General features: G+C 72.8%; 19 protein-coding genes. 8 read left to right on the top strand and 11 right to left on the bottom strand.

The features are described from left to right. Entirely contained in the window at positions 1-1,092 is a 1,092-nt protein-coding gene (locus OG875_RS18455; RefSeq protein ID WP_330175327.1) for an energy-coupling factor ABC transporter permease, read from the bottom strand. A gap of 262 nt (positions 1,093-1,354) precedes the next feature. Here OG875_RS18455 and OG875_RS18450 point away from each other — a divergent pair, with 262 nt between their 5' ends. After that, positions 1,355-1,891, top strand: a complete 537-nt coding sequence (locus OG875_RS18450; RefSeq protein ID WP_330175326.1) for an SsgA family sporulation/cell division regulator — start codon at positions 1,355-1,357, stop codon at positions 1,889-1,891. Between the two features lie 222 nt (positions 1,892-2,113). Here the strand turns inward: OG875_RS18450 and OG875_RS18445 are convergent, their stop codons facing one another. Beyond that, on the bottom strand, positions 2,114-4,366 hold the full coding sequence (locus tag OG875_RS18445; protein WP_330175325.1) for an MMPL family transporter: 2,253 nt from the start codon (positions 4,364-4,366) through the stop codon (positions 2,114-2,116). A 150-nt stretch (positions 4,367-4,516) separates the two neighbouring features. Further along, the gene (locus OG875_RS18440; protein WP_330175324.1) at positions 4,517-5,092 is read right to left on the bottom strand and encodes a TetR/AcrR family transcriptional regulator; all 576 of its coding nucleotides are present in this window, start codon (positions 5,090-5,092) and stop codon (positions 4,517-4,519) included. 211 nt (positions 5,093-5,303) lie between these two features. Here OG875_RS18440 and OG875_RS18435 point away from each other — a divergent pair, with 211 nt between their 5' ends. Further along, positions 5,304-8,789 (top strand): S41 family peptidase, encoded by a 3,486-nt coding sequence (locus OG875_RS18435; protein WP_330175323.1) that lies wholly within the window; start codon positions 5,304-5,306, stop codon positions 8,787-8,789. 469 nt (positions 8,790-9,258) lie between these two features. Here the strand turns inward: OG875_RS18435 and OG875_RS18430 are convergent, their stop codons facing one another. Genes OG875_RS18430 through OG875_RS18420 form a run of 3 tightly spaced genes read right to left on the bottom strand, consistent with a single transcriptional unit; the run spans position 9,259 to position 12,643 of the window. After that, positions 9,259-10,155: an SDR family oxidoreductase gene (locus OG875_RS18430; RefSeq protein WP_330175322.1), complete on the bottom strand. Its 897-nt coding sequence runs from the start codon at positions 10,153-10,155 to the stop codon at positions 9,259-9,261. Further along, positions 10,152-11,132, bottom strand: coding sequence for an alpha/beta fold hydrolase (locus OG875_RS18425; RefSeq protein ID WP_330175321.1), 981 nt, complete (start codon positions 11,130-11,132; stop codon positions 10,152-10,154). The genes OG875_RS18430 and OG875_RS18425 overlap by 4 nt, the downstream gene beginning before the upstream one ends. Further along, positions 11,129-12,643, bottom strand: a complete 1,515-nt coding sequence (locus OG875_RS18420) for a flavin-containing monooxygenase (protein ID WP_330175320.1) — start codon at positions 12,641-12,643, stop codon at positions 11,129-11,131. The genes OG875_RS18425 and OG875_RS18420 overlap by 4 nt, the downstream gene beginning before the upstream one ends. Before the next feature lie 162 nt (positions 12,644-12,805). Here OG875_RS18420 and OG875_RS18415 point away from each other — a divergent pair, with 162 nt between their 5' ends. Beyond that, positions 12,806-13,552: a MerR family transcriptional regulator gene (locus tag OG875_RS18415; protein ID WP_330175319.1), complete on the top strand. Its 747-nt coding sequence runs from the start codon at positions 12,806-12,808 to the stop codon at positions 13,550-13,552. Here OG875_RS18415 and OG875_RS18410 read toward each other — a convergent pair. Continuing rightward, complete coding sequence (locus tag OG875_RS18410; protein WP_330175318.1) at positions 13,537-14,337, bottom strand: exodeoxyribonuclease III; 801 nt, start codon at positions 14,335-14,337, stop codon at positions 13,537-13,539. The genes OG875_RS18415 and OG875_RS18410 overlap by 16 nt on opposite strands. A gap of 40 nt (positions 14,338-14,377) precedes the next feature. Between OG875_RS18410 and OG875_RS18405 the strand changes: the two genes are divergently transcribed. Next, positions 14,378-14,860: a GNAT family N-acetyltransferase gene (locus OG875_RS18405; protein WP_330177794.1), complete on the top strand. Its 483-nt coding sequence runs from the start codon at positions 14,378-14,380 to the stop codon at positions 14,858-14,860. A gap of 90 nt (positions 14,861-14,950) precedes the next feature. Here the strand turns inward: OG875_RS18405 and OG875_RS18400 are convergent, their stop codons facing one another. Further along, positions 14,951-15,358 (bottom strand): rodlin, encoded by a 408-nt coding sequence (locus tag OG875_RS18400; protein ID WP_330175317.1) that lies wholly within the window; start codon positions 15,356-15,358, stop codon positions 14,951-14,953. A 198-nt stretch (positions 15,359-15,556) separates the two neighbouring features. Continuing rightward, a complete protein-coding gene (locus tag OG875_RS18395) occupies positions 15,557-15,967 on the bottom strand; it encodes a rodlin (protein ID WP_330175316.1) in 411 nt (136 codons plus the stop codon). A gap of 218 nt (positions 15,968-16,185) precedes the next feature. Here OG875_RS18395 and OG875_RS18390 point away from each other — a divergent pair, with 218 nt between their 5' ends. From OG875_RS18390 to OG875_RS18380, 3 genes are all read left to right on the top strand, one after another. Beyond that, the gene (locus OG875_RS18390) at positions 16,186-16,599 is read left to right on the top strand and encodes a rodlin (protein ID WP_330175315.1); all 414 of its coding nucleotides are present in this window, start codon (positions 16,186-16,188) and stop codon (positions 16,597-16,599) included. Positions 16,600-16,877: 278 nt separating this feature from the next. Then, on the top strand, positions 16,878-17,111 hold the full coding sequence (locus OG875_RS18385) for a chaplin (protein WP_330175314.1): 234 nt from the start codon (positions 16,878-16,880) through the stop codon (positions 17,109-17,111). A 201-nt stretch (positions 17,112-17,312) separates the two neighbouring features. After that, positions 17,313-18,248: a chaplin gene (locus OG875_RS18380; protein WP_330175313.1), complete on the top strand. Its 936-nt coding sequence runs from the start codon at positions 17,313-17,315 to the stop codon at positions 18,246-18,248. A gap of 115 nt (positions 18,249-18,363) precedes the next feature. Here the strand turns inward: OG875_RS18380 and OG875_RS18375 are convergent, their stop codons facing one another. Beyond that, positions 18,364-19,644, bottom strand: a complete 1,281-nt coding sequence (locus OG875_RS18375) for an FAD-dependent oxidoreductase (protein ID WP_330175312.1) — start codon at positions 19,642-19,644, stop codon at positions 18,364-18,366. 60 nt (positions 19,645-19,704) lie between these two features. Then, entirely contained in the window at positions 19,705-21,045 is a 1,341-nt protein-coding gene (locus tag OG875_RS18370) for a carboxylate--amine ligase (RefSeq protein ID WP_330175311.1), read from the bottom strand. A 200-nt stretch (positions 21,046-21,245) separates the two neighbouring features. Between OG875_RS18370 and OG875_RS18365 the strand changes: the two genes are divergently transcribed. Beyond that, on the top strand, positions 21,246-22,523 hold the full coding sequence (locus OG875_RS18365; RefSeq protein WP_330175310.1) for a glycoside hydrolase family 26 protein: 1,278 nt from the start codon (positions 21,246-21,248) through the stop codon (positions 22,521-22,523). Positions 22,524-22,529 lie beyond the last annotated feature (6 nt).

Raw genomic sequence — 22,529 nt, 5'->3', positions numbered from 1 at the left:
TCAGGCCCGCCCGGGGGTGGCTGCCGACGGGGACGCCCCGTCGCCCTCCGTGCGGCGGCGGTGGACCGCGTAGAAGATCCCGCTGCCGACGACGACCGTGGCGCCGACGCCGATGACGCCCGCGAGGCCGCCGGAGAGGCGGGAGTCGGCGATGTCGCCGACTCCGTAGTCGGCGAGGGGAGAGTCGGCGGCGGCGTGCTCCTCGACCTTCCGGTCGAAGCCCTTGTCGGCGGCGACCTTTTCCAGGCCGTCGGGGCTGGCGGAGGCGTAGAAGGAGACGACGCCGGCGAGGAGGAGGGCCGTGCCGAGACCGGCGGCGAGGATGCCGCGCGGGGAGCGGGCGGGGGCGGGCGCCGGGGCGGCGGGAGCGGGGGCGTCGATCAGTTGCCCGTCGACCCGCAGCTTGAGCGGCGCGGCGAGGCCGCGGGCCCCGTACACCAGGTCGGGCCGTACGGCGATGACCGCGCCGACCGTCAGGGCGGTGATCGCCGCCTCGCCGAGACCGATGAGGACGTGCACGCCGACCATCGCCGTGAGCACCTTGCCGATCGGGATGTCCGTGGTGCCGCCGATGGCGTAGAGCAGGGTGAAGGCGGCGGCGGAGGCCGGCACGGACACCAGGGCGGCGACGAACGCCGAGGCGGTCACCGAGGGCCGCCGGCGGGGCAGGACCCGGAGCAGGCCGCGGAAGACGGCGTACGAGACGACGACCGTCACGAGGCCCATGACCGTGATGTTGACGCCGAGCGCGGTGAGCCCGCCGTCGGCGAAGAGGATGCCCTGCATCAGCAGGACGACGGCGATGCACAGGACCCCGGTGGCGGGGCCGACGAGGATCGCCGCGAGCGCGCCGCCGAGCAGATGGCCGCTGGTGCCCGCCGCGACCGGGAAGTTCAGCATCTGCACGGCGAAGACGAAGGCGGCGACGAGGCCCGCGAGGGGCGCGGTGCGCTCGGCGCCGTGGCCCTCGGCGAGCGGTCCGGAGCCCAGTTCGCGGCGGGCGCCGCGCAGGCTGACGGCCACCGCTCCTGCGGCGACGACGCCGGCGGCGGCCGACACCGGAAGGTTGATCATTCCGTCGGGGACATGCATGGGTGGGCTCCGATTCCGGCCGACGCGGGGAACGGCCGAGGCGAACCGTTCGGATAAATAGTCCTCTGTTGCGAACGAGTTGCAAGAGCGGGGGCCATGCGAATCGGTGTACGGACGTCGAACGGCGCGAAAAGCGTGGGGGCGGGAGGCGCGGGACCTTCGGCCCGGGGTCCGGGACCTTCGGCACGACATAGAGGATAAAAGGTATATTGTGCGTAAAGCTCAACGCACAGCGCCGAGAACGCCCCAGAGGAGCGAAGCGATGCCAGCCGTCGTCGAGCAGCCCGCCAAGGTCCGTGTGATCACCGACGCTCCCGACCACGCGTGCCTCTCGGTCACCCTCCGCTACGACAGCGCCGACCCCCTCGCCGTACGCGTCGTCTTCCCCGCCGAGGTCTCGCGGGACAGCGGCGAGGTGGTGTGGACCTTCGCCCGCGAACTCCTCGAAGCGGGCCTCCGAACCCCCTCGGGCGACGGCGACGTACGCGTCTGGCCCTGCGGCCGGGCCCAGACGATGCTCGAATTCCACAGCCCGGAGGGCGTGGCGCTGACCCAGTTCGACACCGCGCCGCTGCGCCGCTTCCTGCGGATGACGTACGAGACGGTGCCGGTCGGCGAGGAGCGCTACCCGCTGCGCGCGAAGCGCGGCCTCGACCGGCTGCTGCACCCCGCGTCCGACCGGGACCCGCGTCGTGCGACGGACCGCGAGACCGTCCGCGAGGCGGACGGGGACCGGGCCCCGGCCCCGGATCCGACCGCCGGCCGCGGCACGGGTTCGGCGGGCCCGCGCGGCGGCTAGGTCCTGTCGTCTGGATCCCGCCGGGCTCGCGTGCCCCGGCACCACGCCGCGCCGCGTCCTCGGCGGAGCAGGGGGGCACGGCCTCCGCCGTGCCCCCCTGCTCCGGCCCGCGGTCCACGGCGGCCCACGGCACCGACGTGACATCGGCCGCCGACGTGGGGCGGGCGCCTCACCGATCCGGCCCGAGCCGGACGGCGGACCCGGGTTCGGCCGCCCCGTCCCTCACACCCCGACCAGCTCCTTCTCCTGCCCGGGGCCGGAGTCGGGGTCGGTCCCCGTCCGCTCCTTCTCCAGCGTCCTTCGCAGCCGATCGCCCTCCACGTCCACGTTCGGCAGCAGCCGGTCCAGCCAGCCCGGCAGCCACCACGCCCGGTGGCCGAGCAGGGCCAGCACCGCCGGCACGATCGCCATGCGGACCACGAACGCGTCGAAGAAGACCGCGACGGCCAGCGAGAAACCGATCATCTTGATCATCGACTCGCCGGAGCCGATGAAGCCCGCGAAGACCGCCATCATGATCACGGCTGCGGCGGTGACGACCCGCGCCCCGTGCCGGAAACCGGTGACGATCGCCTGGCCGGGCCGCTCCCCGTGGACGTACGCCTCACGCATCCGCGTGACCAGGAAGACCTCGTAGTCCATGGCGAGCCCGAAGACCACACCCACCATGAAGATCGGCATCATCGACATGACCGGTCCGGTCTGTTCGACGCCGAACAGGCCCGAGAGCCAGCCCCACTGGAAGACCGCGACCACGGCGCCGAGCGCGGCGACAACCGAGAGCAGGAAACCGAGGGCCGCCTTCAGCGGTACCAGGACCGACCGGAAGACCAGCATCAGCAGCAGGAACGCCAGGCCCACGACGAGCGCGAGATACGGCAGCAGCGCGTCGTTCATCTTCTCGGAGAAGTCGGTGTTCATCGCGGTGGCGCCGGTGACCAGGACCCTCGCCTCGCTGTCTCCGGTGATCTCGCCGCCCGCGTCGCGGATGGCGTGGACCAGGTTCTCCGTCTCCACCGAAGAGGGGCGGTCCTTGGGGACGACCGTGATCGTCGCGGTGTCGCCCGCCTTGTTGTACGTGGCGGGGGTGACGGCCGCGACACCCTTCAACTCCTTCACCGTGTCGGTGACTTGACCGGCGGTCTGCCTGGCGTTGTCGTCGCCCCGGCCGTCGACCACGACCACCAGCGGGCCGTTGAAGCCGGGACCGAAGCCGTCGGAGAGCAGGTCGTACGCCTTGCGCTGCGTGGTGCTCGTGGGCTGCGAACCGTCGTCGGGCAGCCCCATCTCCAGTGACGTCGCGGGGACGGCGACGACTCCGAGGCCGACGACTCCCGCGAGGAGGACGGCGACGGGCCTGCGCAGTACGAAACGGGCCCAGCGGGTGCCCATGTTGGGCTTGCCCTCGGCGACCTTCCCGTCCGCCGATGCCGCCCGTTCCCGGTCGTGCCGCTCACGTACCTTCCTGCCCTGGACGCGCCTGCCCGCGAAGCCCAGCACGGCCGGGACGAGGGTGAGCGCGACCAGGACGGCGATCACGACCGTACCGGCTGCGGCGACGCCCATCTTGGTGAGCATCGGGATGTTGACGACGGAGAGCCCGACGAGCGCGATGACGACGGTGAGCCCCGCGAAGACGACGGCGGATCCCGCCGTCCCGGCCGCCCGCCCGGCGGCCTCCTCGGGTTCCCGCCCCTCGGTCAGCTCCGCCCGGTAGCGGGAGACGATGAACAGGGCGTAGTCGATGCCGACCGCGAGGCCGATCATCATCGCGAGGATGCTGGTGGTGGAGCCGAGGTCCAGTACTGCGGCCAGCGCGGTGATGGTGGAGACACCGATCCCGACGCCGATGAGCGCGGTGAGCAGCGGCAGTCCGGCCGCGATGAGCGAGCCGAAGGTGATGACGAGGACGACGGCGGCGACGGAGACGCCGATGATCTCGGTGGCGCCGGTCTCCGGTACGGCCTGGAGCGCGTCCCCGCCGATCTCGACCGTCAGTCCCGTCTCCCGCGCCCCGGCCCCGGTCTCCTCCAGGGCCGTGCGGCTCTCCTCGGTCAGCTCCATCCCGCCGACCTCGTAGGTGACGGAGACGTAGGCCGTCGAACCGTCCGCCGAGACGGCCTTCGCCGTGTACGGGTCGGTGACGCGCGCGATCTGGTCGGAGCCGGCCGGCAGCTCGTCGACGATCTTCTCCACCTCGGCCCTGTTGGCGGCCGAGGTCATCTTCTCGCCGGCCGGTGCCTTGAGGACGACACGGGCCGTGGCCCCGTCGGCGCTGCCGCCGGGGAAGCGCTCTTCGAGCAGGTCGAAGGCTTTCTGCGCCTCCGTACCCGGGATGGAGAAGGAACTGGATGTCGCGGTGGACGCGGACGCGGCGCCGACACCGGCCAGGGCCAGCAGCGCCACCCATACGAGAGCGACGAGATTTCGGCGTCGGAAGGCGAACCGTCCGAGCCGGTAGAGGAACGTGGCCATGAGGCGTACTCCCGGTCTGGGGGTGGATCAGGGCATGGGGAGCCGACCGACGGCGCGAGAGCGACACGCGTCAGGTACTGGGTACTGCGGGGGAACCCCGGAGTTGGGCGAGCGGCCCGGGGAGGTCCGGCGGGGTGCTGCGGGGAGGGGTCAGACGCCGAGGGCGGGGAGGATCACGGCGTCGAGGTACTCATGGAGGAACGCCTGGTCGACCGGCCGGTCCTCGATGAGCTGCCGGGCGACGAACGCGCCGACCAGCATGTGGGGGACGAACGCCACCGCGGGATGGTCCGCGCTGATCTCGCCCCGTTCCGCGGCCCGGCGCAGGAACGCGCCGAGCCCGTTGATCTCGGACTCGACGAGCAGTTCGCGCAGCGCCAGGAGGAGATCGGGATGGGTGTGTACGGCATGGGCCAGGCCCCGCATCAGCGCGGAGTCCCGTTCCATCTGACAGTCGTCGGCGAGGGACACCATGGCGTGGAGGTCCCCGCGCAGCGAGCCGGTGTCGATCCGGTCGGCCTCGGCGGGTTTGCTGTGACGCAGGGCCCGTACGACCAGCTCCGGCTTGCTTCCCCACTGGCGGTAGAGCGTGGCCTTGCTGGAACGGGTGCGACCGGCGACGGCGTCCATGGTGAGGGCGTCGTAGCCGACCTCGCGCAGCAGGTCGAGCACGGCTTCGTACAGCTCGCTCTCGCGCTCCGGCGTGAGCCTGCTGCGTGCTGCCACGGTCGACCTCCCGTCGAGGAATCGATGAGCCGAACGGACTCGATGAGTCGAACGAAACGGTTTCGTACAGTACGAAGATAGCCCGGTCGCCATCGAAACGGCAACGTTTCGTTTGTGGGCTCGACCACACCCCTGTCCTTGCGAACACATCCGGCCAACCCGGCTCGTCCCAGAAGTTGCCGCGCCCCTCCCGCACGGAAAGCATTGGGGGGTGAGTGACGACGTCGCGTATCTCCGCCATCCGCACCTGCACGACGACTTGCTGTGCTTCGTCGCCGAGGACGACCTCTGGGTCGCGCCCCTCCCGACGGCCGAGCACCGCCCCGACCGCGCCTGGCGGGTGACCGTCGACCGCACCAGAGTGGGGCACCCGCGCTTCTCGCCCGACGGCACGCGGATCGCCTACACGAGCTGGCGCAGCCTCGATCCGGAGATCCATCTGGCACCGGTGGACGGCGGGCCGGCCCGGCGCCTGACCTACTGGGGGTCGACCGACGCCCGGGTCTGCGGCTGGGCGCCGCCGGGCGAGGACGGCACCTCGCAGATCCTCGCCGTCTCCTCGCACGGCCAGCCGTTCTCGTACTACTCCTGGGCCTACAGCGTCCCCACCGACGGCTCCCCCGGCGGGAAGCTCCCCTGGGGCCCCGTCGCCGACATCGCGATCGGCGACGTCGCGGGCGAGCGGCGCAGCCTGCTCCTCACCGGAAAGCCGCCGCACGAACCGGCCGCCTGGAAGCGGTACCGGGGCGGCGCCATGGGCCGGCTGTGGCTGCACGGCGAACGGCTGCTGGCCGATCTGCCCGGCCATCTGGACTGCCCGATGTTCGTCGCCGGGCGCATCGCGTTCCTCTCCGACCACGAGGGCGTCGGCAATCTGTACTCGACGCTGCCCGACGGCACCGACCTGCGCCGGCACACCGACCACGACGCGTTCTACGCCCGCCACGCCTCGTCCGACGGGCACCGGGTCGTCTACCAGTGCGCGGGGGACCTGTGGCTGGTGGAGTCGCTGGTGCCGGACGCGGTGCCGCGCAGGCTGCCGGTACGGCTCGGGGGCCCGCGCACCGGGCGGCGTTCGTACCAGGTCCCGGCGGCCCACCACGTCAACGCGGTCTCCGTGGACACCACGGGGCGGGCCAGTGCCGTCTCCGTACGGGGCAGCCTGTACTGGCTCACCCACCGCGACGGGCCGGCCCGCACCATCGCGGACACTCCGGGGGTACGGGTGCGGCTGCCCGAGATGCTGGGCAGCGGCGGCCGGGTCGCCTATGTCACCGACGCGGACGGCGACGACGCGATCGAGATCGCGCATCTGCCGCGTGCGAGCGGAGATCTGCCGCCGGTACGGCTGGCCTCCGGACGGCTGGGGCGGGTCCACGAGCTGATCGCCGACCCGGACGGGGAGCGGCTGGCGCTGAGCACGCACGACGGAAGGCTGCTGATACTGACGGTTCCTGACGAGTCGTCGGACAACCTCCCGGGCGCCGCTCCCGTCCCTTCCCCCGTTCCCCCCGACGCCGCCCCGGAGACCGGGGCGGGTACGGACACCGGCACCGGGCCCGAAGTCAGCACGGAGGCCGGCACCGAGGGCGTCGTCCCCGACGCGGTCCCGGACGTGGTCCCCGAAGACATCACCGACGACCTCACCGAGCTGATCCGCTCCGTCAACGGCCCCGTCACCGACCTCGCGTTCTCCCCCGACGGCGCCTGGATCGCCTGGTCCCACCCCGGCGTCGGCCGCTCGCTGCGCCAGATCAAGATGGCCCGGATCGCCGACCGGACGATCGTGGACGTCACCAACGGCCGCTTCGAGGACGAGAATCCCGTCTTCACCCGCGACGGCCGATATCTCGCCTTTCTTTCCTGGCGCGGATTCGATCCCGTGTACGACGTGCACACCGGGGACCTCTCCTTCCCGCTGGGCTGCCGCCCCTATCTCGTCCCACTGTCGTCGGCGACGCCCTCACCGTTCGCGCTCCTGCCGGACGGCCGCCCGGCCGCCGGGGGCCTCGACCCGCTGACGGTGGTCGTCTCGTCCGACGGCACGGCCGCCGCCGTCCCGGACGGCACGGTCACCGTCGAGGTCGAGGGGCTGGAGAGCCGCGTCACGCCGTTCCCCGTCTCCGCGTCCAAGTACTCGGCCCTGCGGCCCGTCAGCGGCGGCGGGCTGGTCTGGCTGCGCTGGCCGATCTCGGGCGCGCTCGGCGAGACGTTCGCCAACCCCGCCGACACCTCCGGCCGCCCGACCCTCGAACACTTCGACCTCACCAAGGCCCGCAGAAGCGAACTGGTCGACCACCTCGACTGGTTCGCCGTCAGCCGGGACGGCACCCGGCTCGTGGTCGTGGACGACGACGAGCTGCGCGCCGTGCCCGCCACCGAGTCCGGCGACGGCGACTCGACCGTCCACCTCGACCTGCGCCGCATCCTGCACGAGGCCGACCCGGCGGCCGAGTGGCGCCAGGCGTACGCGGAGGCGGGCCGCATCATCCGCGCGTACTTCTGGGAACCGGACATGTGCGGCATCGACTGGGACGCGGTGCTCGCCCAGTACCGCCCGCTGGTCGAACGCGTCGCGTCCCCCGACGAGTTCGCCGATCTGCTGCGCGAGGCACTGGGCGAGCTGGGCACCTCGCACGCGTACGTCACCCCCGCCCGCCGCAACGAGGGGCCACCGCACTACCAGCGCGCCATGGGCCTGCTCGGCGCCAACCTGGTGTGCCGGGACGGCGAATGGCTGGTGAAGCGCATCCTGCCGGGCGAGTCGTCGGACTCCAAGGCCCGTTCCCCGCTCGCCGGTACGGGCATCCGCGAGGGCGCCGTCCTCACCCATGTCGACGGCAGGCCCGTCGACCCGGTGGCCGGGCCGTACCCGCTGCTGTCCGCCGCCGGAGGCACCACCGTCGAGCTGACGTTCCGCCCCGCCGGGGACCTGTCGCCGGCCGACGGCGGCACCCGGCACGGCAACGCCCGCCGGGTGGCGGTCGTGCCGCTCGTCGACGAACGGCCGCTGCGCTACCAGGACTGGGTGGCCAACCGCCGTGCCGTCGTACGGGAGTTGAGCGGCGGCAAGTGCGGCTATCTGCACATCCCCGACATGGGCGGCTCGGGCTGGGCCCAGTTCAACCGCGATCTGCGGCTGGAGGTGTCCCGGCCCGCGCTGATCGTGGACGTACGGGGCAACGCGGGCGGCCACATCAGCGAACTCGTCGTGGAGAAACTGACCCGGCGCATCCTCGGCTGGGACCTGACACGCAACGCCCAGGCGGTCAGTTACGCCTCCAACGCCCCGCGCGGCCCGGTCGTCGCGGTCGCCGACGAGGCCACCTCGTCCGACGGCGACATGATCACGGCCGCCTTCCGGCTGCTGAAACTGGGCCCGGTCGTCGGCCAGCGCACCTGGGGCGGGGTGGTCGGCATGACCGGCAGGCACCGGCTCGGCGACGGCACCGTCATCACCGTGCCGATGAACGCGGCCTGGTTCGACACCTACGGCTGGTCCGTGGAGAACCACGGCGTGGAGCCGGACATCGAGGCGCTGCGCACCCCGCTCGACTGGGCGGAGGGCCGGCACGCGCAGCTCGACGACGCGGTGTGGGTGGCGCTGGAGCTGCTGACGCAGCAGCCCGCCGCGACCCCGCCCGGGTACGGCGACGTCCCCGACCGCCGCCGCCCGCCGCTGCCGCCGCGGAGCTGAGGAGCCGACGAGCCGAGAACGGCCGAGGAGGCGCACCCCGTGCTGCGGGTGCGCCTCCTCGGCCGGGCTGTGCTCGCGCGCGGCCGGCCGCGCGTGCCTTGCTCGATGCGACGGCCGGACCCGGCGAGGGTCAGAAGGTGAGGCCGCCACCGAGGTCGATGCCGATCGCGGAGGCGGGGGCGGCGAAGGCGGTGACAAGGGCGAAGGCCCCGAGCAGGACGGTGGTGATCCGACGACGCATGAAAGCTGCCTTTCTCAGATGAATTCGTGCCGAGCTACCGCCAAAGTGAAGATCACGGGCATGGAATATCGGGCGAGCCACGCCGGGAACGCCTGAATACGTGAGCGAAGTCCGCACGTGCGTGTCCCGGTCCCGGTTCACGGGAGCCCGGCCGGACCGCGCATTCGACGGGCCGACTCACCTTCCGGGCAGGGACGTTGAACGACGACCTCGCGGTGGGGGCCGGACCTACTCGTCGTGGGTACGGCCTCGGTGCCCGCGCTCCTTCTCGTCCGCCGCCCCGCCCGCGCCCACGAGCCCCGTGCGCACCGACCCGGCCCGCGCGCCGAGCCCGCGCATGTGCCGGGCCCCGACGGTCGCGACGAGCCCCGGCAGATATCCGCGTACCGACTGGGTGCCGCGCAGCCACCACTGCGCGTACACATGCGCCGAGCGGCGCTCGATCCCCGCGACGATCCGCTCGACGGCGGGCCCCGGCGGATAGGTCCGGTTCGCGGGCCACGGCAGCCGCCCGCGCATCTCACGCATCACCTCGTCCTCGTCGGCGCCGCGCACCATGTCGGTGTCCGTCCAGGACAGATAGCCGACGCCGACCCGCACCCCGAGGTGCGCGACCTCGCCGCGCAGGCTGTGCGCGAACGCCTCCACACCTGATTTGGAGGCGCAGTACGCGGTCATCATCGGCGCGGGGGCGATGGCGGCGAGCGAGGCGATCTGGAGGAAGTAGCCCCGGCTCGCCGTCAGCGCGGGCAGGAACGCGCGGGCCGTCACCGCCGCGCCGACCAGGTTCACCTCCACGACCCGCCGCCAGGCGACGGGGTCGGAGTCCAGCAGCGGGCCGCCCGCCGCCACCCCGGCGTTGGCCACGACGATGTCGACCGTCCCGAACCGCTCCTCGATCTCGCGCGCGGCCCGCGTCATCGCCCCGTGGTCGGTGACATCGGCGTACCAGTGCCCGCACTCGCCGGGCAGCCCGCCCGCCACGGACCTCAGGGTGTCCTCCTCCAGTCCCACGAGCGCCACCTTCGCGCCGCGTGCGGAGAGCGCGCGGGCCAGCCGCTCGCCCACACCCCGCGCCGCGCCGGTGACCACGGCGACCTGCCCGTCCAGCCGGACCCTGCTCATACGGCGCTCTCCCTGCTCCCACTGTCGGTGTGCCCGCCGGTCCCGGTGCCGGTGTGCCCGGACGGTTCCGCTCGCGAAGGCCCCAGATGGTCCGCGACGAGCGTCCGGATCGCGGCGGTCACCGCCTCGGGCGCCTCCACCGGAGTCATGTGTCCCATGCCGACGAGCTCGGTGAAACCCACGCAGTCGGGCAGCGCGTCGGCCAGCCGCCGCGCCAGTACGGGGGGTGTCAGCCGGTCGGCGGTCCCGGTGAGGACGGCCGTCGGAACGCGCAACTCCCGTACGCCCGCGTCGAGATCGAGCCCGGCGAGCACCCGCGACCAGGCCACCCGCACCGGGAGCGGACACGCGTGCACGATCCGCGCGCAGGTCGCGACCCGGTCCGGCGGCGTACCGGGCCCCATCGTCCCGTAGCGCAGCATCCGCTTCGACACGGGCGTCACCGGCCCCAGCGGGGCCCGCGACCCGAGGATCAGCCGGGTCAGCCGCGTCCGCACCCGGCCGGGCCGGATCGGCACCACCAGCGACTCGGCCACCAACCGCGAACTGCCGGTGCTGCACAGCAGCGCCGCCGCCGCGTGCTCCCGGAAGGCGGGCCGCGCGGACGCCGCCATCAGCGTCATCCCGCCCATGGAGTGCCCGGCCAGGACGGCCTTCTCGCCGGGCGCGAGGGTCGTGCCGAGCACCGCCTCCAGGTCGTCGGCGAGCGCGTCGGTGGTGCAGCCGCCCGCCGGGGCGGCGGGCGAACGGCCGTGCCCCCGCTGGTCGTAGACGATCACCCGGTGGTCCCGTGACAGGTCCTCGATCTGCGCGGCCCAGAACAGCGTCGAGCAGGTCCACCCGTGCGCCAGGACAACCGCGGGCGCCCCCTCGGAGCCGTACACCTCGATCGGCACCCGCGAGCCGTCGGCAGAGAGCGCGGAGACCTCACGGACGGCGGGCCCGGCGGGCCGGGCGGGCGGAGTGGGACGGTTCATCGGACGCTCTCCTCGCTCCGGGTGCCCGGGGTCCTCGCCGCCCCGGGCCGGACGACGTCGTACTCGCGCAGGTCGACGGCCCGGGTAGCCCGCCGGAACTCCGTCGTCGTCCCCGGCCAGATGGTCGTGTTGCGCCCGTTCGCGTCGAGATACCAGCTGGTGCAGCCGCCGGTGTTCCACACGGTGCGCCGCATCCGGTCCTGCACCCGGCGGTTCCAGGCGTCGACGGCCTCCGGCCGGGGGGTGAGCGCCGCGCCCGGCCCGAGCGAGCCGAGCGTCCGCAGATAGTCGCCCAGATAGCTGAGCTGGGACTCGATCATCAGGATCATCGAGGAGTTGCCGAGACCGGTGTTGGGACCGATCACGGTCATCCAGTTCGGGAATCCGGCGGCGGTCGCGCCGCGCAGCGCCGCCATGCCGTCCTTCCACGCCTCGGCGAGCGTGACGCCGTCCGCGCCCACCACCCGCTCCGCGATCGGCATGTCCGTCACATGGAAGCCGGTGCCGAAGACGATCGCGTCGACCTCGGTCTCCGTCCCGTCGGCCGCCACGACGGTCGACCCGCGCACCTCGGCCAGCCCGGACGCGACGAGGTCCACATTCGGCCGCGTCAGCGCCGGGTAGTACGTGCTGGAGAGCAGGATCCGCTTGCAGCCGATGCGGTACGACGGGGTGAGCCTGGCCCGCAGCGCCGGATCCTTGACCGCCCGTTCCATGTGGGCGCGGGCGACCCGCTCCACCAGCCCCAGCTGGCCGGGGTGCCTGGTGAACGCCTGGACCTGCAACTCCCTGATCCCCCACAGCAGTCCGCGCCGTACCGCGCCGGTCACCGGGACCGTACGGTGCAGCCACCGCTCGGCCCCGGAGATCGCCCGGTCCGTGCGCGGCATCACCCACGGCGGGGTGCGCTGGAACACCGTCAGCCGCGCCACCTCGGGCTGGATCGCCGGGACGATCTGGATCGCCGACGCACCGGTCCCCACCACGGCGACCCGCTTGCCCCGCAGGTCGTAGCCGTGGTCCCAGCGCGCGGAGTGGAAGACCTTGCCGGGGAACGAGTCGAGTCCGGGCACGTCCGGCACCTTCGGGTCCGACAGCGGCCCGGCCGCCGAGACCACGACGTCCGCCGTGAGGGTGCCGCGCGAGGTCTCGATCTCCCAGCGCGCCGCACCCGCGATCCAGCGCATCCGCAGCACCTCGTGCCGCAGCCGGAGGTGCGGCCGGAGCCCGAAGGTGTCGGCGACATGCTCCAGGTACGCGCGGATGTGCCGCTGCCCGGAGAAGGTGCGCGGCCAGTCGGGGTGCGGCGCGAAGGAGAAGGAGTAGAGGTGCGAGGGCACGTCGCAGGCGCAGCCCGGATAGCTGTTGTCGCGCCAGGTCCCGCCGACCGCGCCGGCCCGTTCCAGGACCACGAAGTCGGTGATGCCGTCGCGCCGGAGCCGGACGGCGGCCCCGAGGCCGCCGAATCCCGATCCGATCACCGCCACCCGTACGTGCTCGTGCTCGGCCATACCGCCGCCTCCCGCCGGACCACCTCACCGGACCGTGCCAGTAATCACTGGCACTGTGGGGAGAGTAGGGCAGCTTCCTACCGGTGGGTAGGGGGCGTGCGAGATTAGTTACCGGCGGTACGCGCCGGGGCCGGGGCGACGGCGCGGCATAGGCTGGCCGCCATGTCCGACCGGGAGGAAGTCCGCGAGTACCGGGTGCGGGAGCTGGCCGAGGCGGCCGGCGTCCCGGTGCGCACGGTGCGCTTCTACCGCGAACGCGGCCTGATCCCACCGCCCCGCCGCGAGGGCCGCATCGCCTGGTACGACGCCCACCACCTGGCCAGGCTCCGTACGATCACCGCCCTGCTGGAACGCGGCCACACCCTCAACGGCATCGCCGACCTGGCCACCGCCTTCGACAGCGGCCGGGACGTCGGCGAGGTCCTCGGCCTCGGCGAACCGACGGACGAGACCCCCGTCCGCCTCACCCCCGAGGAGCTGGCCGACCACTTCGCGGGCGAGGTCACCGCCGAGAACCTGGCCACCGCGCTCGCCCTCGGCTACCTCGCCACCGACGGCGACGACCTGGTCCACATCAGCCGCCGCCTGCTGGACGCCTCGGCCGCCCTGGTCCGCGCGGGCGTCCCGCTCGCCGCGGTCTTCGAGGCGGCCCGCGCGGTCCGGGTCCACGCGGACACCCTGGCCGACCTGTTCACGACCACACTCCGCACCCACGCGCCCGGCGCCTCCCCCGAGACACTGCGCCCGCTGGCCCGGAGCGTGGTCGACGCGGAACTGTCCATGGCACTGGACCGCCGGCTGCGCCAGTCCGATCCGCGGGCGCGGACCGACTCCGAGGCACCGACCGACTCGCAGCGTCAGACCGACTCGTCGGCGCGGACCGAGCCGCGGGCTCAGACCGATTCGTAGGCGACGCTCACCGGCGCGTGGTCGCTCCAGCGCTCGCCGTGCGTGGCCGCCCGCTCCACCCACGCCTTCACCGCGCGCGCCGCGAGACCCGGCGTCGCCACCTGGTGGTCGATGCGCCAGCCCGTGTCGTTGTCGAAGGCCCGGCCCCGGTACGACCACCAGGTGTACGGCCCCTCCTGGTCCGGGTGCAGGGCGCGGACCACGTCGACGTACGACGCCTCGTCGAAGACCCGCGTCAGCCAGGCGCGTTCCTCGGGCAGGAAACCGGACGCGTTCCGGTTGCCCCGCCAGTTCTTGAGGTCGGCCTCCTGGTGGGCGATGTTCCAGTCGCCGCAGACCAGCACCTCCCGGCCGTCCGCCGCCGCGCGCTCCCGCAGCCCGGTCAGATAGGCGAGGAACTCGTCCATGAACCGGTACTTCTCGTCCTGGCGCTCCGTCCCCACGTCGCCCGACGGCAGATAGAGGCTGCCCACCGTCACCCCGGGCAGGTCGATCTCCACATACCGCCCGCCGGTGTCGAACTCCGCGCTGCCGAAGCCGATCCGCGTCCCCTCCGGCTCCCGCCGCGAGTAGAGCGCCACGCCCGCCCGGCCCTTGGCCGCCGCCGGCGCGAACACCGTGTGCCACCCCTCGGGCTTCCGTACGGCCTCGGTGAGCTGGTCCTCCTCGGCGCGCACCTCCTGGAGACAGACCACGTCGGCCGAGGTCCCGGCCAGCCAGGGAACGAAGCCCTTCTTCGCGGCGGCGCGGATCCCGTTCACATTCACGGACGTCACAGTGAGCATTCCGGCACCCTACCGAGGCCCTACGATCTGTGCCGTGCTCATCGACATACGCCAGGTCCGTTACGACCACCCCGACGCCGTCACGCTCGCGGCCGAGGTCCAGCTGGAATACATGGAGCGGTACGGGAACGGCGAGGGCGACGCCACCGTGCTCCGCACCGACGAGTTCGACCCGCCGCACGGCCTGTATCTGCTCGCGTACGACGCCGACGACCGCCCCGTCGCCACCGGCGGCTGGCGCTCGCAGGAGAAGAACGACGAGGGCTACTCGGACGGTGACGCCGAGATCAAGCGGATGTACGTGACGGTGGCGGCCCGGGGTCTCGGGCTCGCCCGCCGTGTCCTCGCCCGGCTGGAGGAGGACGCCCGCGCGGCGGGCCGTACCCGCATGGTGTTGGAGACCGGCATCAAGCAGCCGGAGGCCATCGCGCTCTACCGGTCCAGCGGCTACACGGACTGCGCCAAGTTCGGCCATTACCGGAACGACCCGCTGAGCCGCTGCCTCGCCAAACCGCTTATCTAGCCCCCGCCCGGCGGGCCCGTCCCGCGTCGTTTCCGGGAACGACGAAGCCCGGTCCGGCAGCCGCGCTGCCGGACCGGGCCGGGGGGAACGTCAGTGGTTGCCCACGCCGTTCGCCGAGAGGATCGGGATGTCCTCCAGGATGTGCGACAGGGGCTCGTCGCCCTTCGCCTGGGTGGAGTTCTCGGTGCACTGCTGGTTCTGCGGGGAGGACAGGACGTTGATGTCCTGGACCGCGATCGGAACCAGGCCGATGAGCGAGCCGACGTTGGCCTTGACCGGCAGACCGACACAGGGCTTGTTGAGCGTGCCCTGCACGAGGCTGAGCTGCGGGCTCATGTCCCCGTGGGTCTCCGAGTTGCCGAACTCCTGCTCGGCACCGTTGCCACTGAGCGACGTCGTGCCCGTGTCGTTGCCGATCGCCAGCGCCGGCGACGCGGTGGCGGCGAGGCCGCCGACCATCGTGGCCGCCACAGCGGCGGAAGCCCACAGCTTGTTCATTTTGTTGCCTTTCCGGAAATTCGGAACTCCACCGGTGGAGTGCCGGTTTGTTCAACTCGCCAAAGGGGGTTTGGTTGCGCCCGTTCCCCCGAACAGCTGAAAAGACATACCGGCTTACCGGGGTGCGGGAGAAAACAACCGGGCCACCGCCGCGATTCGCACGCGGCGATGACCCGGAAGGGGTGATCAGGCCGGCGATCAGCCGTTCTGGACGCCGTTGGCCGACAGGATCGGGATGTCGTTGAGCAGGTGCGACAGCGGCTCGTCGCCCTTCGCCTGCGTCGAGTTCTCGACACACTGCTGGTTCTGCGGGGAGGACAGGACATTGAGGTCCTGGACCGAGATCGGCACGACACCCAGCAGCGAACCCGCGTTGACCTTGGCGGGCAGGCCGATGCAGGGCTTGTTGAGCGAGCCCTGGATGAGCGCCATCTGCGGGCTCATGTTCCCGTAGGTCGCCGAGTTGCCGTACGACTGGATCGCGCCGTTGCCGCTGAGCGACGTGGTGCCCGCGTCGTTGCCGACGGCGAAGGCGGCCGGCGCGGCCATGCCCGAGATACCGACGACGGAAGCAGCGACGGCCGCGGTGGCCATAACCTTCTTGATCACGATGAGTCCCCTTCTGAAGGATGCCCCAAGTCCCCGGGGCGCACTGAGCAACTCCATTCCGCAGGTTTAGTTATCGCGCTTCACTCCAACAGCCCATTAGGCACTCAATCAGCCTGCGGGAACCACCGACTCCGATCGGGTGAAGCACCGGAACCAAACCCGGCCCATGCGGTTGGGCAGGCCGCACCACCTGCATTTCTTGAGAAAAGGAACCAACCGTGATCAAGAAGATTCTGGCGGCTGCGGCGGTCAGCGCCTCCGTGGTCGGCGTTTCCGCCGCCGCCGCGCCTGCCGCCTTCGCCGTCGGCGACGACACCGGCACCACGTCGCTCAGCGGCAACGGCGCCAAGCAGTCCTACGGCAACGCCGTCACCCACGGTGACCTCAGCCCGCAGGCCACCCTCGTCCAGGGCACGCTCAACAAGCTCTGTGTCGGCCTGCCGGCCAAGGCCAACGTCGGCTCGCTCGTCGGACTTCTCGTGCCGGTCGCGGTCCAGGACCTCAACGTCCTGTCCTCCCCGCAGAACCAGCAGTGCACCGAGAACTCCACCCAGGCCAAGGGCGACGAACCGCTGTCGCACCTGCTCAGCGACATCCCGGTCCTCTCGGCCAACGGCGCGGGCAACGGCTGAGTCCCCCCGCACCCCCCGGCGCCGTCACGGGCCGGGACCGGGGCCGGCCGGGGCGTCCTCGCCCCGGCCGGCCCCGGTGTCATATGAACACCCCTTTCGTCGGAAGAAACGTCAATTCCTCCGGCGATCGAGTGAACCAAAAAGGCCGTAAAACAGGGCAGTTTCCTCATAAGCGCGTACTCGTTGGAGATCCAGCAGCGGCGGTGCGGGCTGAGAAAGCCGTGTTCGCACGGCGCCAGAGCCGTGCGCGCGACCTCCGTTGCGGAAAGGGCTCCACCATGAATGCGAAGAAGGCAGCCACCCTCGTCGCCGGTGCTCTCCTGGCCGTCGGTGCCGCGTCACCGGCCGTCGCCGACGCGGGCGCGCAGGGCGCGGCCGTCGGGTCCCCCGGCGTCCTGTCCGGCAACGTCGTCCAGATCCCCGTGCACGTTCCCATCAACGTCTGCGGCAACAGCATCAACGTGATCGGGCTGCTCAACCCGGCCTTCGGCAACACCTGCGTCAACGCCTGACCCGTAGGCGCGCGCCACGGCGCACAGCGGCGCCCCCGGGGGCGCCCGCACCGGGCCGGTCCCGGCCGCGTGAGCGATACGCGCGCCGGGACCGGCCTCGGCCGAGACCCGCACCGACCCACCGGCACACCGGCACACCCGCACACCGCCAGACCGAGACACCGACACACCGGCGACACACCGGCGACATCAGGAGAACAGATGCGAGAACTCATCGGCAAAGGACTGCTCACCGCCGCGGCGGCGTCGAGCGTGTTCGCCATGACCGGTGGATACGCCCAGGCCACCGACGCCGCGGGCACCGCGGCCGGGTCGCCGGGGCTGCTCTCGGGCAACAGCGTCCAGGCACCCGTCGAGATCCCGGTCAACGTCTGCGGCAACACGGTGGACCCGGTCGGTGTGCTCAACCCCGCCTTCGGCAACAGCTGCGCCAACGTCTCGGGCGCCCAGACGTCGTCCGGCACCCAGGCGTCGTCGCCCGGCACGCACCGGCCCGCCCAGGGCGCGGGGCCCGTCGCCCCGCGCACCGAGCCCGCACCGTCCCGGCCCCATCACGTCGACGACAACGACCACCACCCCGGCAACAACCACCACGGCAACGGCCGGGACCACGACGCGAGTTCGACGCACCAGGGGCCCCGCGAGCACGCCGGTTCCGGCCCCGCGACGGACGCGCCGCTCCAGGCCGGCCCGGCGGACCACGGAGGCTCGTCGGCGTCCGGCGCCGCCACCAACTCCCCCGGACTGCTGTCCGGCAACCTGCTCCAGGCCCCGCTCGACATCCCGCTGAACGTCTGCGGCAACAGCGTCGACGTCGTCGGGCTGCTCAACCCGGCCTTCGGCAACGGCTGCGCGAACGTCTCCGACGACACACCGGAAGCCCCGGTCCTGCCGCCCGCCCCGGTCGACCCGCCGGAGACGTCGACCCCGCCCCGCACCGTCGAGCCCCCGACCGTACCGGGCGGCCACGAGCCGATGCTGCCGGAGCGCTCCCCCGTCGAGGAGGGCGAGGTCGTCGAGCAGCTGGCCGAGACGGGCACGGACGCGAACCTGCTCGCCGCCGCCGCGATGAGCGCCGGTCTGCTGATCGGCGGCGGCATCCTCTACCGCCGCAGCCACGCCGCCGGGCGCCGCTGAGCCGACCCGGTCCGTCCTCGGTGGCCGCACGGACCCGCCCGTACGCCCGTACGGTGCCTCCGGCCGCCACCGGGGACAGCCGCGGCGGCCACCGGGACACCCCGGTGGCCGTCCGTCAGAAGCCCTCCGTCCCGGCCGGCAGCGGCTCGCGCGGCTCCCCCGCCGCCGCGAACCGGGAGCCCGTGCCCAGCCGGTGCCGTACGCCGCGCACCACCCGCCCCGCCGTGTACGTCGCGCCGTACACGAAACGCATCGACGGGCCGAACGACGGCGCGCTCAGCAGACCCACCACGAACAGGCCGGGGTGCGAGGTCTCGAAGACCCCGTCCGTCTCGGGGGCGCCGCTCGCGCCCACCGTGCGCAGGCTCCGCCGCAGCCGCTCGTCCAGCAGCGGCAGCCGTTCCAGACCGGGTGTGAAGCCGGTGGCGGCGATCACATGGTCGGTGGTGACCGCGCCCACCGGGCCCCGGGCGGAGACCAGGTCGAGCCGGAGGCGTCCGCCCGCCGGGGACGCGGCGGCCACACGCTCGCCGAGCCGCACCTCCCCCACGGTCCGCTCGAACCGCTCCCGCAGCCACCAGGCCCCGGCCGGGCCCAGCGCCGAGGTGAAGACCCGGGACCGGGTCGGGGCGGGCAGCCGGTGGAAGAGGCCGGGGGTGCGCGCGTAGAGCCAGTTCCGCCAGCCGCAGCCGAGGCCGGTGTGCGGGGCGCGGGCCGCCTCGCCGAAGGGCCGGTCCAGCGGGGGCGGGAGGGTGTTCCAGTCGATGTGCCGGGAGCGGGCCACCACCCGTACCGCCGTGCCCTGTTCGGCGAGGAGCGTCGCGGTCTCCAGCGCGGCCTGGCCCGCCCCGACCACCGTCACGTCCATGCCCTTGAAGCGCGTCAGGTCCGCGTGGCCGGTGCTGTGTGACACCCGCTCGGGCGGGAGGCCGCGCAGCGGGGCGGGGATGTCGCCGAACGGCCGGACACCGACGGCCAGCACCACCGTGCGGGCGAGGAACGTCTCCCCGGCGCCGCCCGCCCCGTCGTCGGCGGTGACCTCGAAGCCGCCCCCGGCGCGCGGCCGGACGGCGGTGACGGTCCGTTCCTCCACCGGGGGCGCGGCCCGTTCGGCGAACCAGAGGCCGTACGCGGCGAAGAAGCCGACCGGCAGCGGGACGCCGTGCCGGGCCCGGACGCCCCGGGTCGCCGCGTAGGCGGCCAGACCGTACGCGCCCTTCGGGTCGGACAGGTTCGACGCCCACGGCTCCGACTTGAGGAACATGCCGGGGGGCATGCCGTCGCGCCAGGCCGCCATCGGTCTGCCGAACACCCGTGCCCGGAGGCCGGCCGCCGCCGCGTGCGAGGCGATGGACAGCCCGTAGGGGCCGGCACCCACAACTACCAAGTCCTGCATACGAGTTCGCCGTTCTTTCGCGGTTCTGGAGGGTCTGCCGGCCGTGCGGACCGGCGTAGGTCAGCGGGAGGTGGTGCCGTCCGGCGCGCTGTCCGGGGCACGGCGTCGCGCGGGGAGCGGGGACAGCGGTGAGCGGGGTGCCCGGCCGGCCCCGGCCGGTCCGGCGCGCGGCCGGGGCAGCAGCATCTGGGCGCCGCCGCGTGCCGCGCGCACCAGCCAGGCGCGGCTCATGGCGTACGCGGGCCGGGGGTCGTCCCGCGCGAACCACGCCGTCTCCGTGCCCGCCGACCGGGTCCGCCGGCGCTCGTACCGTGGGCCTCCGCGCCCGCTCCGAGGGGGCGCGGAGAGCGAGGACAGGGCGGACAGCAGCGCGTAGTTCTCCACCACGAACGTCCGGCCGTGCGCGGGGACCGGGGCCGGGACGGGGCGACCGGTGAGGTCCAGATGCAGTGCCCGTACGACGTCCGTGCCCGACGGGTCGGTGAAGAGGCGGAACTGGGCGCCGGGGCGCGGGTTGAAGTCCAGCAGGTGGTACGCGCCGGTGGCGGTGTCGAGCCGGAAGTCGAGATCGAGGATGCCCCGGTAGCCGAGCGCGGCGACCACCTGGCCCGCCAGCCGCTCCACGGCGGGGTTGGGCAGCCAGCGGCCCACGGCCGTCAGCCCGGCCCCGGCCGGCCAGGCCCGTTCCTTGCGCCCGGCGGCGCGCACCAGGAGCGTGCCGTCACCGCCGCAGTAGCCGTGGAAGAACCAGTCGAGACCGCGCCCCGGCGGCAGCCGTTCCTGGAGCAGCAGCCGGCTCCCCGCCTCGGGGCTGCGGCCGAACAGCTCCCTGGCCTCGCGCCGCGAGCGCACCACGACGGTGCTGCGCAGCCCGGAGCCCTCCGGCAGCAGCCAGGGCCGGCTCCACTTGGCGACCGCGGGCAGCCCGAGCGCGCCCGCCGCGCGGGCGGCCTCCTCGCCGTCGCCGGGGACGGCCGTGCGGGGATGGGGCAGCCCCAGCGTGGCGCAGAGCGCGGCGAGTTCCGCCTTGTCGGCGACGCGCTCGGGCAGGTCCGGTGGCTGTGCGGGCAGCAGGTAGCGGCCCGTCAGCCGGGTCCGGAGGCGGGCGACCACGATCGCGCTCAGATCGTCCAGGGGGACGAGGACGGCGGGGACGCCGAGCCGCTCCGAGATCCGCAGCAGCAGCTCGTGCAGGGCGTCCGCCGAGGCCCCGTCGGGCCGCCGGTGCGCGCCGCGCAGATAGCGGGACGCGGCGACCGGGCTGTCCACCGACTCGATGACCGCGTGCACCGTGATTCCGGCCCGGCCGAGGGATCTGACGGCGCCGAGGGTTCCGTGATGGAACGGATTCCGGTCGAGCCGTACGAGCACGGCCGGGACGCTGATGTCAAAGCTCGCCACGGGGTGTCCTTCATTCTCGATGACCCATGCGGGGGATGAAATTCACGAACGGTCCAGCGAAACGTCCGACCGGAATCCCGATCGGATTGCAAGAAATACTTTTGAGGCACGTGCGGAGTCCCGTGCGAAGCGTGCGTACGCGTTCGGCGTCGGCGTGTCCGGCGTGGCCGCGAGACGCGTCCCTTTCATGAGGAGCACCCATGTCCCAGCGACGTCGACGGCTCATCAGTACGTACGTGGGTGCCGTCACGGCCGGTCTCCTCGTCTCGGGTTCCGTGCTGCCGATCGCCAGTCACGCCGCCGGTCCCCCGGCTCCCGGACGGCCGGAGGTGGCCTCACCGGCGGTCGGCGCGTACCTCGACTACGGCGCCGACGGCGTGCGCCGGATCGCCGGTATGCAGCGATGGCTGGGCGGTACGGAGCTGCGGGTCGGGCACACGTACCTGCCGGGCGACGTGTGGTCCAACATCGAGGGCGCCCCGAGTTTCCTCGGGGACTGGGCGGAGTGGCGCAAGGCCCGAGCGGACCGGATGTTCGTGCTCAACGTGCCGATGCTGGAGCGCAACGAGGAGCGGGTGCGCGACCATCTCGTCCGCCGGGAGCTGCGCCGGGGCGCGCGCGGCGCGTACGACCGGCACTTCGAGGTCCTGGCGGAGCGGCTGGTCGCGCTCGGGGTGCCGGACACGGTGATCGTCCTCGGCTGGGAGATGAACGGCACCACGTACACCCATCGCTGCGGGCCCGACCCGCGCGCGTGGAAGGCGTACTGGAAGCGGATCGTCCGCACCATGCGCGCGGTGCCCGGCCAGGAATTCCGTTTCGATTTCGCGCCCAACCGGGGCCGGGACGCCATTGCCTGGACCGAGTGCTATCCGGGCGACGACGTCGTGGACATCATGGGAATGGACTCCTACGACCAGCCGCCCGGACGGACGTTCGAGGAGCAGGTGAACGAGCCGTTCGGGCTCCGGCACCATGTGGAATTCGCGGCTGAGCATGGAAAGGTGATCTCCTATCCGGAGTGGGGCCTCTTCCGTAACGGCGACAATCCCGCGTACATGCGGGGGATGCTCGAATGGATCGAGGAACACCGGCCGCTCTATCACACGCTCACGGATTACTGCCCGCACGGTGTGTGGCAGTGCGAGGAGAATCCGCGGTCGTCGGACGTGTTCCGTTCAACGCTGTACGGGCGGACGCCGGAGCCCCGGCCCGAGCCGGAGCCGGAGCCGAGCGTGCCCGTGGAGCCGGAGCCGGAGCCGAGCGACCCGGTCACCCCCGTGCCCGACCCCGTCACCGAACCCGCGCCCAAGCCCGAACCGGAGCCGGAGCCGGGTGACCCGCTGGAGCCCGGTGAACCGGCGGAGCCCGAGGCCCCGGACGACTGCGCCGCGCTGAATCTGAGTTCGTGGATCGAGGCGCTCCTCGGGAAGAGGGTCTGTCTGGCCTTCGAGGACTGGCGGCGCCGGCTGTCCTGACGGCCC

The sequence above is a fragment of the Streptomyces sp. NBC_01498 genome, from assembly GCF_036327775.1.
Classification (GTDB): Bacteria; Actinomycetota; Actinomycetes; order Streptomycetales; family Streptomycetaceae; genus Streptomyces.
Note: the sequence above shows the minus strand (reverse complement) of the source record. Positions and strands in the feature narration are given on the sequence as shown.